Origin of the sequence: Sinorhizobium mexicanum (genome assembly GCF_013488225.1) — a bacterium.
GTDB classification, from domain to species: Bacteria; Pseudomonadota; Alphaproteobacteria; order Rhizobiales; family Rhizobiaceae; genus Sinorhizobium; species Sinorhizobium mexicanum.
Genome location: NZ_CP041239.1, coordinates 274,194 through 289,137 on the forward strand (window position 1 = coordinate 274,194; position 14,944 = coordinate 289,137).

Annotated in this window: 12 protein-coding genes and 2 pseudogenes; 10 read left to right on the forward strand and 4 right to left on the reverse strand. The window is 60.9% G+C overall.

The features are described 5' to 3' along the window. Positions 1-557: 557 nt before the first annotated feature. From FKV68_RS21390 to FKV68_RS33800, 6 genes and pseudogenes are all read left to right on the forward strand, one after another. On the forward strand, positions 558-1,154 hold the full coding sequence (locus FKV68_RS21390) for a cytochrome P460 family protein (protein WP_180941643.1): 597 nt from the start codon (positions 558-560) through the stop codon (positions 1,152-1,154). A 498-nt stretch (positions 1,155-1,652) separates the two neighbouring features. Continuing rightward, the gene (msrA, locus tag FKV68_RS21395; protein WP_180941644.1) at positions 1,653-2,180 is read left to right on the forward strand and encodes a peptide-methionine (S)-S-oxide reductase MsrA; all 528 of its coding nucleotides are present in this window, start codon (positions 1,653-1,655) and stop codon (positions 2,178-2,180) included. 426 nt (positions 2,181-2,606) lie between these two features. Beyond that, the gene (locus tag FKV68_RS21400) at positions 2,607-3,545 is read left to right on the forward strand and encodes a LysR family transcriptional regulator (protein WP_180941645.1); all 939 of its coding nucleotides are present in this window, start codon (positions 2,607-2,609) and stop codon (positions 3,543-3,545) included. A 57-nt stretch (positions 3,546-3,602) separates the two neighbouring features. Further along, a complete protein-coding gene (locus tag FKV68_RS21405; protein WP_246452637.1) occupies positions 3,603-4,292 on the forward strand; it encodes a peroxiredoxin-like family protein in 690 nt (229 codons plus the stop codon). Between the two features lie 224 nt (positions 4,293-4,516). Further along, the gene (locus FKV68_RS21410) at positions 4,517-5,680 is read left to right on the forward strand and encodes a DUF3095 domain-containing protein (protein ID WP_180941647.1); all 1,164 of its coding nucleotides are present in this window, start codon (positions 4,517-4,519) and stop codon (positions 5,678-5,680) included. Between the two features lie 127 nt (positions 5,681-5,807). Then, positions 5,808-6,304: pseudogene (locus FKV68_RS33800) on the forward strand (transposase); the annotation flags it as partial. Between the two features lie 255 nt (positions 6,305-6,559). Here FKV68_RS33800 and FKV68_RS33225 read toward each other — a convergent pair. Continuing rightward, entirely contained in the window at positions 6,560-6,868 is a 309-nt protein-coding gene (locus FKV68_RS33225) for a hypothetical protein (RefSeq protein WP_245182067.1), read from the reverse strand. Positions 6,869-7,236: 368 nt separating this feature from the next. On the opposite strand from FKV68_RS33225, the gene FKV68_RS21420 reads away from it, so the two are divergent. Continuing rightward, positions 7,237-7,533: a sigma factor-like helix-turn-helix DNA-binding protein gene (locus tag FKV68_RS21420; RefSeq protein ID WP_180941649.1), complete on the forward strand. Its 297-nt coding sequence runs from the start codon at positions 7,237-7,239 to the stop codon at positions 7,531-7,533. An 89-nt stretch (positions 7,534-7,622) separates the two neighbouring features. Here FKV68_RS21420 and FKV68_RS33230 read toward each other — a convergent pair. Next, a pseudogene (locus FKV68_RS33230) lies at positions 7,623-7,798 on the reverse strand (IS6 family transposase); the annotation flags it as partial. Between FKV68_RS33230 and FKV68_RS21425 the strand changes: the two are divergent. Further along, positions 7,787-8,023 carry a DUF427 domain-containing protein gene (locus tag FKV68_RS21425; protein WP_180941650.1) on the forward strand — a complete coding sequence of 79 codons (237 nt, stop codon included), beginning with the start codon at positions 7,787-7,789 and terminating at the stop codon, positions 8,021-8,023. The pseudogene FKV68_RS33230 and the gene FKV68_RS21425 overlap by 12 nt on opposite strands. A 17-nt stretch (positions 8,024-8,040) precedes the next feature. Here the strand turns inward: FKV68_RS21425 and FKV68_RS21430 are convergent, their stop codons facing one another. Continuing rightward, positions 8,041-9,015 carry a helix-turn-helix transcriptional regulator gene (locus FKV68_RS21430; protein ID WP_180941651.1) on the reverse strand — a complete coding sequence of 325 codons (975 nt, stop codon included), beginning with the start codon at positions 9,013-9,015 and terminating at the stop codon, positions 8,041-8,043. 359 nt (positions 9,016-9,374) lie between these two features. Then, positions 9,375-9,749 carry an L-histidine N(alpha)-methyltransferase gene (locus FKV68_RS33235; protein ID WP_245182061.1) on the reverse strand — a complete coding sequence of 125 codons (375 nt, stop codon included), beginning with the start codon at positions 9,747-9,749 and terminating at the stop codon, positions 9,375-9,377. Between the two features lie 682 nt (positions 9,750-10,431). Between FKV68_RS33235 and FKV68_RS21440 the strand changes: the two genes are divergently transcribed. Then, a complete protein-coding gene (locus tag FKV68_RS21440; RefSeq protein ID WP_180941950.1) occupies positions 10,432-11,673 on the forward strand; it encodes an efflux RND transporter periplasmic adaptor subunit in 1,242 nt (413 codons plus the stop codon). Next, positions 11,670-14,843, forward strand: a complete 3,174-nt coding sequence (locus FKV68_RS21445) for an efflux RND transporter permease subunit (RefSeq protein WP_180941652.1) — start codon at positions 11,670-11,672, stop codon at positions 14,841-14,843. Before FKV68_RS21440 ends, FKV68_RS21445 begins: the two co-directional genes overlap by 4 nt. Positions 14,844-14,944: the final 101 nt, after the last annotated feature.

Here is a 14,944-nt window from a genome sequence, read left to right on the forward strand (position 1 = left end):
GTTTTTACCTCGCTTCATCGTGGTTCGCGGGGATAGTGTCGGTAGCGCGCTCCGTGTGGGCGCCATCGCTCCATGCATCGCTGCTTGTCGCGTAAGCGGCAGCCTAGGAGCAGTTCAGCGTCAGGCTAATTTTGAATAAATGGCGCGGATTTTCCAATAACCGGCGAGCATGGTTTCGATAGCTCGAGGCTCATTTGCTGTGTTTGCGGTCCGTGTTCCGTGCATCAGGATGCGCGGCGGACTATGCGCGAGCCCGGCCGATTTGCCCGATGCCCACGCCGCATACGTTCCGTAGCGTCGCGAATCGCTTGAGCATCGCCGATGCTCAGGAGCGGGAACTGGTGATCGCGGCGAGCGGCGTGATCTTCGGTATCTCGACGGGGCAGTGAGGACAGTCGCAGCAGTATTCCCCAGCGCTATGAAACCTATGAATGCCGGCCATTGGAAAACGTCGCCCCGTGCTGCGACAACTGAGTGCCTGTGTTGCAGATCTCGTCAAGTAACGCCGAGAGCAACCCGGGACGGATAACATTTCAATGTTTGTGGAGAAAAAAGGTATGCGTATTGCCCTACTGATCGCCGGAGCGGTTTCCAGCGCGGTTGCTGTAACGGCCGCATTCGCCCAGTCCGAGTCCAATGACGGCAGCGCGACGACGACGAAGCGCTATCTGCCCGAGTACACCGAATCGGGCGATCTGATCCTGCCGAAGGATTACAACAAGTGGGTGTTCGTCGGCTCGCCGCTCACTCCCAATGCGCTCAACGGCGGCAAGGCCAATTTTCCTGAATTTCACAACGTCTACATCGAGCCAGGCTCATACGAAATCTACAAGAAGACCGGTGAGTTCCCGGAAGGAACGATCTTCTTCAAGGAACTGCAGCTGACGCTTCCGGCCGAGAACCCGGATGGATCGCGCACCGAGCCCTCCGGGCGAGGCTTCTTCCCCGGAAAGCTGAACGGCGCCGACGTCACGGTCAAGGACACCAAGCGCTATGCCGACACCGGCGGCTGGGGTTACTACAACTTCAACCACCACGAGCCGAAGGCAGCGACGGCCAAGCTGCAGCCCAAATCCGAGTGCGCCTTCTGTCACATCGCGAGCGCCAAGAAGGACGACGTCTGGACCCAATTCTACCCGCTGCTGGACGACTGAAATGGTCAACGAACGCTGCCGGCGCAGTAGTTGCACTCGCCTGCCGCCGCTATTTCAACTTCGACAAAGCGATCCCTTGCCACTACGGGAGCTTCCCGATCATCGATCAGGGCGGGAAGAAATTCGTCGGAGGGCCGAAGGGCTCGTCGACCGAGGCCGTGGTGCCGAAAGTCGGCGAGACGATTTCCGTTTAGTGCTATTTTTGCGGCGTAGAGGCATCGGCGGGTGAGCTCGGTAAGTGCCGACCGAGCTCACCCGTAATGATCATGCCAGGCGGTCGCGTCCAAGGTATTTTCGCTCTCAAATGTTGAGCCCCTACGCGCTGGACCCGCCAATCTGCCTCCTCGCGTCGGCAGCAACCGCCAATAATGGCGGCTTGGTGACCTGCGAACTCAACGGATCTTGTTTCTGCGGTTATCGTTTATATGCCACTTTCATGCTCGCGCTGCCGCAAATGCCAATACTGTTGGGGTATGCGTTTTCGCCGGAGGACATCGCATGGCGGTCAAGACGGAGCGGGCGATACTCGCAGGCGGCTGCTTCTGGGGTCTTGAGGACCTGCTGCGTCGGGCAGAGGGAGTTGTGTCAACTCGCGTCGGCTACACAGGCGGTGAAACGGCGAATCCGACTTACGGGAACCATCATGGCCATGCCGAGGCAGTCGAGGTTGTCTACGATCCGAGTCTGCTGAGCTACCGCGCCCTTCTCGAGCTGTTCTTCCGGATCCATGACCCGACGACGTACGAGCAGCAGGGCAGCGACTTCGGGCCGAGCTATCGATCAGCGATCTTTTACACAGACGATGTTCAGAAAGAGATAGCGCTGGCGACAATCTCTGACATCGAAGCGTCAGGCCGCTGGCCGGGGCCGATCGTATCCGAAATAAATCCCGAGGAGCGCTTTTGGGAGGCCGAGCCAGAACACCAAGGCTACCTACTTCGGCATCCCGCCGGCTACACTTGCCATTTCTTACGCCCCGACTGGCGCCTTCTGCCTCGCGAAAAGCGGGCGCGGTCCGAGACGTAAAAACGCGCGACGCATGATGGGATCAACCGCCGCGGACGAGGCGAGCAAAAGAGGACGATCGCCGCAGGCCACTTATAAGGCAAAGCAGCACCCCGGTTATCTGCGCTTATCCTTGGTCCACTGATCGCTTGACGCCATAACCCGTAAACCATCGCCTATCGCCGACTACACCCGACGCGGCGACCCCACAGATCTCTTTCCCGTCCTTAGGCATCTGCGTGCACGCCCGGCGTATTGATCCTCGACGGTGGCCGGCTCCGGGTTCCAGAAAACGTGTCCGCCCGTCCAGGGATGCTGGACGCGGGTTTCATCGCGCCGGCAGCGGTGGCAACGTAGCTTTCGGAGACAGCGCCTCCGCGCTCCGCGTGATGCTGCATTGCCAGCGCACGGGCTCAGCAGTGTCGGAAATAGTTAGCGGTGAACACAATGGAGCTCCACCAGGTTCGGTACTTTCTGGCTGTCGCAAGCACGCTGAACTTCACGCGTGCTGCGGAGATGTGCAACGTCACGCAACCGGCCCTGACCAAGGGCGTGCAAAAGCTGGAGCAGGAACTCGGGGGCGAGCTCATCTACCGGGAACGCCAACTCACCCACCTCACGGACCTGGGGAAAGCGGTGCTGCCGATGCTTGAGCGCGCACTCGCCTCGACAGAGGCTGTCCGACGCCGCGCGCGTCAGTTTCAGCAAAAGGAGGTGGCTCCATTAACCATCGGTCTCGCCCCATCCATTTCCGCCTCGCTCGTTCTTGAGCCTATCGCCGAAATTCGCAAATTCGTCCCTGGCCTCCATGTCGAACTTCGGGAAGAGCCGCCAAGCCGCCTTGTTGAGCTCCTGCTGGAGGGCGAAATAAACGTCGCCCTGGTTGGGGATCTCGACGATACACCAGAACGGATCGACGATTGGGCGCTGTTCGCAGAGCGCTATGTCGCCGTTCTCGCCCCGTCGCATGAACTTGCAGACCGTCCAGTGATCGCAATGGAGGCGCTTCGTGAAGCCACCATTCTGGATCGCTCCTACTGCGACGTGGCTCCGAAATTTCACCGTCTCTTCTTTCCCGACGCGCCGCCGCATCATAACCATCGCAGTTGCCGGGACTTGCACCTGCAGCATTTGGCAGCCGCGGGGTTCGGAATAGTCCTCGCTCCCGAGCATATGCCCCGGTTACCCTCCCTAAAGGCGCTTCCGATCGAGGGGGATCCGGTCTGGCGGGAGGTCCGGCTTCTTGCCGTGCAGGGCCGCCGCTACTCACCGGCGCTCGACGCCTTCGTAAAGGTGGCGCGGCTGCACGACTGGTCTCTTCACACGGGATCGCCGCTCCAAACCAAGCACCACAGCCACCTCGAAGCGACCGGTGTGTCCGCATGACCCCCCGCATGTCGCCCAGTTCTTGAGATGCCCGGTGTGCAGATGAGCGTCGAATTGATGTCCGACCATTTAACCAGGAGCCTCAATCAGGTGCGTAACGAGCTGCTGGCCGGGCTCAGTGACGCGGACCGGGAGTCCTACCTCTTTCTCGTCGATTGGCTCCGCAGGACGGATGTCGCGTCGCACGCATTGCAGGTCGGCGACACGGCGCCGGATTTTCTTCTGCCCGATGCGCATGGACGACTCCATTCGTCCGAACACCTTCGCGGTGAAGGGCCGCTTGTGGTCAGCTTCTACCGGGGTGGATGGTGCCCATTCTGCAACGCAGAGCTTCGCGCTCTTCAGGCGCTCAAGGCCGAATTTGATAGCCTGAAGGCGAATCTTGTCGTGCTGTCTCCCGAGACCCGTGATCTGCCGAGGCAGCTGCAACGGCAGTTGAACCTCGACCTGACGATGCTCGCGGACGTCGACCATGGCGTGGCAATATCCTACGGCGTCCTGTTTCGTGTCCCTGACGAAACCAAGGCGCACTACGCGGGGCAAGGTTACGACTTCGCGCACCGTCATGGCTCGACCGAGTGGATGCTGCCAATCCCGGCGACTTTCGTGATCGATCAGGACGGCGTCGTCAGAGGCGCCTTCGTCGAGCCCGATTTTACCATCCGCCAGGAGCCATCCGACATCCTCGCCGAACTTCGCCAGCTTGCCGGACCTCATGCCAAGGATGCTTCCGCGTCCGACGAATGATGTCGGCCCGAGCTCCTGAACCACCACAGTGGGGTCTGCTGAGATTCATCTGGAGTTTATGACCGCGGCTGGATGACGGCTTTGAAGCTCTGGTCGGTGTCGGATGGCATTGCCATGCGTTTGAAATCCTTGAGCTTGCATATCAACAGACCTTAGAGCGAAGCGAAAAGAATAAAACGATTCCCGAGCGCATCGGGCCAAAGGCGAAAAGGTTGGACGCAGTCATGGCGCAGGCAACGGATATGTCGTTCTACGACGGCCTTCCTCTTTTCGAAGCATTCGAGGGAGTTGCCGACGCGGCCAACTACCGACCCCTGCCGGATGGATGGCTGCTGGCGGTCGCCGACATCGTCGATTCGACCGGCGCCATTGCGGAGGGTCTTTACAAGAGCGTCAACATGGCGGGTGCAAGCGTCATATCGGCGTTGATGAATGCGCTCGACGAAAGAAATCTGCCCTTCGTCTTCAGCGGTGATGGAGCACTTGCGGCAATACCCGCGGCGATGGAGGCGAAAGCGCGCGCAGCATTGGCGGCCGCCAAGACCTGGGTCGCGGAAGAGCTTGGCCTCGAACTGCGGGCAGCACTTGTTCCGGTTGCCGACATCCGCGCCAGCGGGCGCGACATGCGTGTCGCCCGCTTCAAGGCGAGTGAGGAGGTCTCCTACGCCATGTTTTCTGGGGGTGGTGCCAGTTGGGCAGACGCGGAAATGAAGGCGGGCCGCTATCAGATCGAGGCAGCGGCGGCCGGAAGCAGGCCGGATCTGACCGGGCTATCCTGCCGCTGGAATCCGATTGTCTCCCGCCATGGGGCAATCGTCTCGATCATTGCTGTCCCGGGTCTGCTCGGCAATGGTCCGGATTTCCAGGCACTGGTCGGCGACATCGTGGCATTGGTCGAAGGCGAGGAACGAGGCGGGCATCCGGTGCCGGAAAACGGTCCCGAGTCTCGGCTCTCCATGCAAGGGGTCGCAATCGAGTCGCGCGCCGTGGCGCGGAAAGGCCGACGTCTTCTCGCCTGGTCGTGGATAACGCTCCAGAGCCTGATGCGGTTGGTGTGCTCCAAGTTGGGGTGGAACATCGGCAAGTTCGATACCACGCAATACAAGCGCGATCTGGTCAAAAACTCCGACTTCCGCAAATTCGACGACGGGTTGATGATGACGGTCGATATCGGCATCGAGCGGCTGCGCCAGATCGAGGAAAGGCTGAAGACGGCAGCCGAGGCCGGCGTCTCCAGCTACGGCTTGCATCAACAGGATTCGGCGCTGATGACCTGTATCGTGCCGGCGGCCATGAGCCGCGATCACGTGCATTTCATCGACGGGGCAGCCGGCGGCTACGCCATGGCGGCGAAGAACCTCAAAGCGACGCTCGCTCCAGTCGGCTAGGTGTTCAGATGGGATATTCCGCTGACGTCCCGTATAGCGGCCATGTATTGCGGTGCCGCGCTTCGAGCTGGTGATAAACGTGGTGGTCTGTGTGAAGCAGCCACAAGCATCAGAAAGGAAGCGCCGCATGAAGCATTTTGCCAGAGCGGACGTTTCTGTGAGGAGACCTGCATATGCATCGTGGACGAAACGGGTAGATTTTCCGGAAGATGAGGGTTATCAGCCGTCCTGACGACCTTGCGAGGTCCTGACCGATCCTTCCGGAATTTCGCAGGGGTCAGGCTAGAGGCTGGATCGTTGTCGCGATGGTTGTTCGGTGGCCTCGCTGAAGCCGGGTTGCCGGCGCTCTGCATCGAGACACGGCACCCAAAGGCGTTCCCGCAGGCACAAGTTAACACGACCGATCGAAACGACGCGCCCGGCGCAGCGCAGATGATGCGCGTCAAACTTTTTCGACCGGTCCATGTCAAAACGCTGGCAAGTCAGAAGCGGCGCGCCCCGCTGAGCGCGCGCAACCTGCTTCAGGAGAAGGCCACCGCTATCGAGAACGATATCCGTGCCCTTTCGCGCATTTTCGGTTTGAAACTTGGCATTGTGGGCTCCGGGAAGTTTGAGGAACGCATCGGGATCTCTGCGGCGACAGTCCGGAACCGTGCGCTCCTTGCGGCACGAACGGAGCTTCGCGATGAAACGCGCCGCGTAAATCACTGACGCCTCATAGCATTCTCCAATTTCCGCGCCCCAAGGGCTCCTCTCAGAATTGGACCACATCCATTAGCGGTTCGTTGACACCAATCCGGCTGACTTCCTGATCTTAGCCTACGGCACCGGGTTTCTACCGCGCCTTCAGTTTTCTCTTGCATCCTCAGCGCCCGGAAATCATGCGCTTTTGGGACATTTGCTTCGGTGCACTGCCGCGCTTGACGCACTCAATCGAAACCCTGAGACGAAGTCTCTCACTTTCTCCGCAGACATCTCGCATGGTTTGAGAGACGGGTTGCCCGATCCCAACCAGTATAGATTGAAACTGACAATGTCCGTTCCCGCCAATTCTCGCGCAAACAGGCTGTTGCGTCGTCCATCGTCGGATCGGCGAAAGCTCACACCATATCGCCGTCCCTTGTAGATACCTTCGCTGTAGCCCTCAGGGAGTGCTGCTAGCGCGGCCTCAAAATCAGCATTCTCCATCCACTAACGCTCCCTTTCGAAGTGAGAAGCATATATTTGTACTGCACCGTTGATTTCTTCGCGCCGCGTCGGTGGCATCGGTTCCGTAGCCATGGGTCATTGGACCATGGAATTTCGCGGTCCTGTTTATAGCTTGTCTGCAAAGGAGTGCGGAAGAAGAAGATATACAACAAAAATCCCGAAGCAGTACGCTGCTGACGCCAGAACAGTACCGGGTCACGCCGCAACACGGCACGGAGCGACCGTTTCAGAACAAATGCTGGGCGATAAATCCGACGGCGGCACCGGTTGGTTTCGCTGGCCGCAATTGGGCTCAGATCGTGCGGCGCTGCGATGGTTGTCGCAAGGAGTTGCTCCAGGAGCGCTGGATGGCAGACGCTTTGATCCGAGACGTCGTGGAACGGTCGATAGATGAGTTGCCCGATGAGCTGCGCATCGTGTTCGTCGCCTGCGTCGTCGACGGCATGACGCCGGATCAGTGTGCGGAGTTGTTTGCACTCACATCGGAGACGGTGGAGGCACGTCTGCACGACGCCCGAAATTTCCTGGTTGAAATGCTTATACACCAGTTCGACCCCGCCTTCGGCGGCGTGTATCAGCTTGACGATAGCAGTTCCGAGCGCATTACCAAGGCAGTAATGGACCGGCTTTTCCCGCGCCGGTGAAGCGGCGCGACCTGAAAGCGGCTAAGCCGGCGCGTCGCTTCTATCGCAAACCCATCGCTAGGACAGTGGGATCGGAGACAGACTGTTCGGGCAGCGAGAATTTCGAACTGGTCGGTGAGCGACGGTATCGAAGTGAAGGTGTACCTCACTTGTCCTTTGCGCATCATGTGGACCATCACGATGCCGGAAAGGATGGCCGCGCGCAGGTCATCGACTCGGAACCGAGCATGGCCGATCCGCGCTTGATGCGCCGATGGTCCTTGTCGTTGAAGGCAACCACTACGTCCCGCCGGAGTCCGTTGATAGGCGGTATCTTAGGCAGAGCCCGACGACCAGCCGATGTCCGTGGAAGGGCCTTGCGAATTACTGTTCGCTTGTCGTCGATGGCAAAGTGAATGAGGACGCAGCATGGTATTACGCCGAGCCCTCCGATGCGGCCGCGGCCATCAAAGGCTACATCGCATTCTGGAAAGGTGTGGATGTAAGGTAATGGACGGACTGCCGTCGTCACCCCACCTTAAGGGCCGCGGGCGGCTCATCACTCGGGGCGCCGTCCGCTTCGATGTCGCAGGCGACCAGGACGCGTTTCGCTTCCGACCGATAGTCTGAAGGGTCGGTCCCGTAATGCTTGCGGAAGGTTCGCGTGAAGCTGCTGCGGCTCTGATATCCGGCGTGAAGTGCAACTTGGTCGATGGACGCTGCATTGGCAGCCAGCAGACCTGCCGCATGCCGCATGCGAAGACGTCGCAGGACGGACATCGGAGATTCACCAAACGCGGCCGTGAACCTCGCCATGAACGCCGAGCGGCTCAACCCTACCGATCTGCATAGGGTTTGAACGCTGAACTCCGCCGCCGGACAGGATGCCATTTCGGCAAACGCGCGCGCTATCGGCGGGTCATTCAGAAGAGAAAGGTGCTCCACCCAAGTGTTTGCCGACGTCAGGCTGCGACGAAGCAGGGTCAGCAGCACGAGCTTGAATAGCGCCGACGCCATCGGTCCGCCACCGATCTCGCGCGCGGCAAGTTCAACCATCGCATAGCTCATGACCTGGTCGAGCTGATCATACGCATCAAAGGTTTCGACTACCGGCGAAGCGAGCGAAGCAAAGAGATCCAGTCCCGGACCGTAAACCGCATGGAAGCAACCGCAGACGAGCGACAATGCCGCTTCGCCTTCGCCGATCGCGCAGCGGTGCACCGAGCCAGGAGCAAAGGTGCTTTTCTTGATGCTGCCGGCGCCAGAACGGGAGCACCCGAACGATGAACCGGCCGCGACGATGTCGATCGACTTATTCGCCGGCGCCACGACGAGCATGTGCGGGACGAGCTCGATCGCTGCTTCGCCTTCGATGATGATCATGCCGGAACCAGTGAGACCATAAATTATGGTCGGCAGATCGCCTCTCTCGATGTGGAGGCAGGCCCGAGCGGCGACCAGGCACTCGGACAGCCGGGCCGAGGCCACGTCCATCGTCCCCATCAGTTTGTCGAGATCAGCTCGCGATATTCGCCAAAGCGGTTCGCCTGCCACGTCCAGAAAGCCTCACGGTGCATCAGCTCACATCAGCTCGACGATCGGAGGCTTGAGACAGCACTGCCTGACGCGGGCGCGCCGCGTCGCGCGTCAGGTGAAAGGTCTTATGCGGTCCGGCCCGATTGGCTGTTGAGCATCAATATTTGCGCTCGCCCTCGAAGAAGGCTGGTGCACAGTCGCGCAGCTATGCGGCTTGGTGTAGTCTCCCCGCCCAAATATGATAATTTCAGTCAACGCATGAATGGGCAGCAAAGGGTCCTTTTTCGCCGCCCCAATTCGATGAATTACAATCCGACGATCGCCGCTCAGCAGCGAATGAGCCCGAACAGGCCGAATAACGCGTCCGCATCCTGCCAAGCCTCTGCAGCAAGCCGCTGCGCAAGCAAAGCCTGCGCCTCGATCGTGTTCAAATTCCCCATTGTCGAGCCCGGAAAAAATCCCGCCCTGCCGCCGCCGGAGCCATCAAACGGAACCTCAAACACATCCAGGAAATTGCGCTCGATGGGGCGCACCCAGAGCGATGGGAAGCGCGAAGCGATCCGCTTCGACGTTTCTGCAAGGAACACGGCGGCAATATCGATCGGCACGTAGCCACGCGAGTGGTAATAACCATCGTTTATCGACTTCATGGCGAGAGATGATTTCCCTCGCTTGCGTTGCAAGGTCATGTTCCAAAGCATTGTCGTATCGAGACTTTCGGTACCGAAACCGACACGCGGAACACGACACAGAATGAGAAGCCAGGAAGGTCGATATGCAAAGCGACGACGTGATCGAAGTGGTCACGCCTTTCGGCGGTGGGATTAGCGAAGTTACCCTATTTACGAATGCTGCCGCCGTTCTTGCGGGCACTGCAGGTGTGTTGGTCGAACAGGGCCGGATTCTCGATGCCGTAATCCGGCATCGATCATCCCTTGATAGCGACGTCGCCCTCGTCGCGAGGAGGGTCGAGATGCCTCCGATTGGCAGAGACTGTGAGATTACCGGCGTGCCGTGCCGCAACTTATCGCTGAGCTCCCGTGCCGCCCTGCTGACACAAGACGTGGGCCCCCAGACGGTTCCGCACGACATCGAAAGCCTCCCTGCCGCGGTCAAATTCTGGGCCGCGGCTGTTGGAGCGCCGGACGGAGGTCGAGGAAAGGCAACTGATCATCGACCGAATGCGGCACGCAGTACTCGGCCAGGTCGAGCGCTCTGTCCAAGAGAGCCATTGAAATCAAGTACCAGGGTCGGCGTCAGAACGCCGGTGCGAATTATCATGGTGCCTGTATCGGGGCCGGTCGACGGCAACAGTGCCGACCCGTCCAATTCAATTGTAACAATCAAGTCCTTGGGGAGACGGAAGTGAGTGCGACTGATAGAATGGGGTATTCGTCTCCGGAGACCCGGTGCAATCGCGGTTCGGTTCGCCGCCTTGCGCGATGCGGCGGCGCACCGATCGGTATCCTGCTCGCGCTCACACTCGCTGGCTGTGAGGAGAAGGCGCAATCGCAGGCGGCCCCGCCTCCGCCGCCGGTGACGGTGGCGCAACCGGTCAAACGGACCGTCACCGACTGGGACGAGTTCACCGGTCGCTTCGAGGCGATTCAGGAGGTTGATGTCCGTGCTCGCGTCGGCGGCTTCGTCAACAGCGTAGAGTTCAAGGATGGTGCGATCGTCCGTGCCGGCGATTTGCTTTACACCATCGATCCGCGCCCTTTCGAGGCGGTCGCGTTGCAAGCCGAGGGGCAGCTCGCCGACGCGCGCGGCAAGGGGGAGCTTGCCAAGCGCGATCTCGAACGCAGCCTGAACCTCGTGCAGACCAGCAGCGCGGTCACCGAACAAGCCGTCGATCAGCGCCGTCAGGCGCTGCAGGCGGCGCGTGCCGCCGAGACTCAGGCCAAGGGCGCGCTGAAGGCTGCCCAGCTCAATGTCGAATTCTCCCATGTGGTGGCACCCATCGCCGGCCGCGTCAGCCGCCATCTGGTGACCCCGGGCAATCTCGTGCAGGGCAGCGAGGGCGGCGCGACACTATTGACTTCGATTGTATCGCTCGATCCGATCTACATCTATTTTGACGTCGACGAGGCGACCTATCAGCGCAACAGCCGACTGTGGTCCGAAGGCCTGCGGCGGAGCTCGCGCGACACGTCGAACCCGGTGCAGGTGACGCTGACTGGCGAGACAAAACCCTCGCATGAGGGGGAGATGGACTTCCTTGACAATCGGCTGGACGCCTCGACCGCGACGCTGCGCAGCCGCGCGATCATCCCGAACAAGGATCTCTCGATCCTGCCTGGCCAATTCGGCCGGGTTCGGATCATCGGCTCCTCGCCCTACGAGGCGCTGCTGATCCCGGACACCGCCGTTGCCACCGACCAGTCGCGCAAGATCGTGTTCGTGGTTAAGGAAGACAACACGGTGGAGGCAAGGCCGGTCGTGCTCGGACCGCTCGATGAAGGGCTGCGCGTGATTCGCGAGGGCCTCAAGGCCGAGGATCGCGTGATCGTCGACGGGCTTCAGCGCGCCCGAGTCGGGGCCAAGGTGACGCCGCAAATGGCCAAATCCCCAGCAGGTGACAAGGCGTCGGCAGGCGACAAGCCTACGGCAGGTGCCAAGCCATGAATCTCGGAAGGCTCTCCATCAACCAGCCCATCCTCGCGATGGTGCTGTCGATCGTGCTCTTGATCGTTGGCGCGATCGCTTACCCGACGCTGCCGGTCTCGGAATATCCGCAGGTGGTGCCGCCGACCGTTACCGTCACCACGCAATATCCGGGCGCCTCGGCGCAGACCGTAGCCGACACCGTCGCGGCCCCGATCGAGCAGGAGATCAACGGGGTCGAGGACATGCTGTATCTCTACAGCCAGGCGACCTCGAACGGCCAGCTCACCATCACCGTCACCTTCAAGCTCGGCACCGATCTCGACAAGGCGCAGGTGTTGGTGCAGAACCGCGTCGCGATCGCGCAGCCGCGGCTTCCCGAGGAGGTGCAGCGCAACGGCGTCGTCACCCAGAAGAACTCGCCCGACATCCTGATGGTCGTGTTTATGCTATCGCCCGACGACACGTTCGATCAGCTCTACATCTCCAACTACGCGCTGCTGCAGGTCCGCGATCAGCTTTCGCGGATCGACGGCGTCGGCGACATCCAGATGTTTGGCGCGCGCGACTACTCGATGCGGTTGTGGCTCGATCCCGACCGGATCGCCAATCTCGGTCTGACATCGAGCGAGGTGCTGGCAGCGATCCGCGCGCAGAACCTGCAGATCGCTGGCGGACGGATCGCGGAGCCGCCGATCGAAGATCGGGCATTCCAGCCGAACCTCGTCTTCACTGGCCGCCTCAAAGATATCAAGCAGTTCGAGGACATCGTGGTGAAGGCCGGCTCCGATGGCCGTACAGTGCGCCTGCGCGACGTCGCCCGCGTCGAACTCGGTGCGCTGTCCTACGCCACCAGCAGCTTCCTGCTGCGCAAGTCGGCCGTCGCCCTGGTGGTGACACAACGGCCCGGATCGAACGCGCTCGCCACGGCGAAGCATATCTCCGACACGATGGAGCAGCTCAAGACGAGCTTCCCGAAGGGGCTCGACTACAATATCGGCTACAACCCCACTGAATTTATCGCCCAATCGGTCCATGAGCTGATCAAGACGATCTACGAGGCGATGGTGCTCGTCGTCATCGTGGTGCTGGTGTTTTTGCAGGGCTGGCGGCCGGCGATCATCCCGATCATCGCGATCCCGGTTTCGCTGGTAGGCACTTTCGCGGTTATGGCCGCGCTCGGATTCTCGATCAATAATTTGACGCTGTTCGGTCTGGTTCTCGCTGTCGGCATCGTGGTCGACGACGCCATCGTGGTTGTCGAGAATGTCGAGCGACATCTCCAGCACGGTATGAGCCGGCGCGAGGCGGCGCTCAAGACCATGGAGGAGGTCGGCGGCGCGCTGGTCTCGATCGCGCTGGTGCTGTGCGCGGTTTTCGTGCCCACAGCCTTCCTGGGCGGCATTTCCGGACAGTTCTTCCAGCAATTCGCCGTGACCATCGCGGTCGCGACCGCGATCTCGTGCTTTTGCTCGCTGACGTTGTCGCCGGCGCTCGCCTCGCAGATTCTGATGCCGCACCAGGAGAAACGTCCGCCGGCACGCTGGAACATCATTGCGCGCGGCTGGGACAATTTCACCGGGCTGTTCAACCGCACCTTCGATCGCCTGGCGCACGGCTACGCGGCCGCCGCCGACTTCATGATCCGGCATACGGTGGTGATGCTTGTGATCTATTTCGCGCTGATCGGCAGCGCCGGCTGGCTGCTCGCCACCACCTCGCAGGGCTTCATTCCCGCGCAGGATCGCGGTTACGTCATCATCTCGGCGCAATTGCCAGGCGCCGCGTCGCTGGCGCGGACCACTGCGGTGGTGCGCGAAATCGAGCGGATCGCGCTGGATACGCCGGGTATCGTCCGTGTCGGGGCTTTCGGCGGCTTCTCCGGTGCAACGCGCACGCAGGCGAGCAACGCGGCGGCGCTGTTTCCGGTGTTCGACGAGCCGGAGGCGCGGCTGAAGAAGGGATTGTCGGCGAATGCCATCACGGCCGAACTGCGCAAGCGACTGTCGGTGATCCAGGGCGCTTCCGTCATCGTCATTCCACCGCCCACAGTGCCGGGTATCGGAACAGGCGGCGGCTTCAGCATCCGCGTCCAGGATCGACAAGGGCGCGGACCAGAGCTGCTGGCAGCCGCGACCGACGAACTGGTAGCGGCCGCGCGTAAATCACCGAATCTCACCTCGGTGTTCTCGCCGTTCACGGCGAATACGCCGCAGCTGTTCGTCGACATCGATCGCGTCAAGGCGCAGAAGCTCGGCGTGCCGATCGCCAACATCAATGATACGATCCAGACCTATTTTGGCTCGACCTATGTCAACGACTTCAACCTGTTCGGACGCACTTATCACGTCACGGCGCAGGCCGACCTGCCATTCCGCAAGGAGACCACGGATCTTGGGCGGCTGCGCACTCGTAACGCCGCCGGCGACATGGTGATGCTCGGCAGCGTGGTGGACTTCAATGACATCTCGGGACCCGATCGCGTTGCGCGCTACAATCTCTACTCGGCGTCCGAGGTATTGGGTGAGCCGGCACCGGGTGTAAGCTCGACGACTGCGCTCAACACCATCAAGAAACTGGCCGACGAAACATTGCCGAGCGGCTTTTCCTTCGAATGGACCGATCTGTCCTTTCAACAGGTGACGGGCGGCAATGCCGCGCTCTACGTGTTCCCGATCTGTGTGCTGTTCGTCTATCTGGTACTGGCGGCGCAATATGGCAGCTGGACCCTGCCATTGGCGGTGATCCTGATCGTGCCGATGTGCCTGTTCGCAGCCACCATCGGCGTGCGTATCATGGGCCAGGACGTCAACATCCTGACCCAGATCGGCTTCGTAGTGCTGGTGGGGCTTGCGGCCAAGAACGCGATCCTGATCGTTGAGTTCGCGCGCGACATCGAGCTCGAGGGCAAGTCGCGGCTGGAGGCTGTCATCGAGGCCTGCCGCCTCCGGCTGCGGCCGATCCTCATGACCTCGCTCGCCTTCATCCTCGGCGTGCTGCCGCTGGTAGTGTCTACCGGTTCCGGCTCGGAGATGCGCCAGGCGGTCGGCGTCGCCGTGTTCTTCGGGATGATCGGCGTCACGTTGTTCGGCCTGATCTTCACGCCGATCTTCTACATGGTGGTGCGCAACCTTGCGGAAGGCAAGAACGAGGGCAAGCCGACCCAGACGACGGCGGCCGCGGCGGAGTGAGTCGCGGTGACGCCGATGCGCAATGAAACCGGAACACTATTTCCGTCACCCTTCGAAGCGCGCTCCGCTCCGCACCTCAGGATGACGAGCTGCAGGCGTGG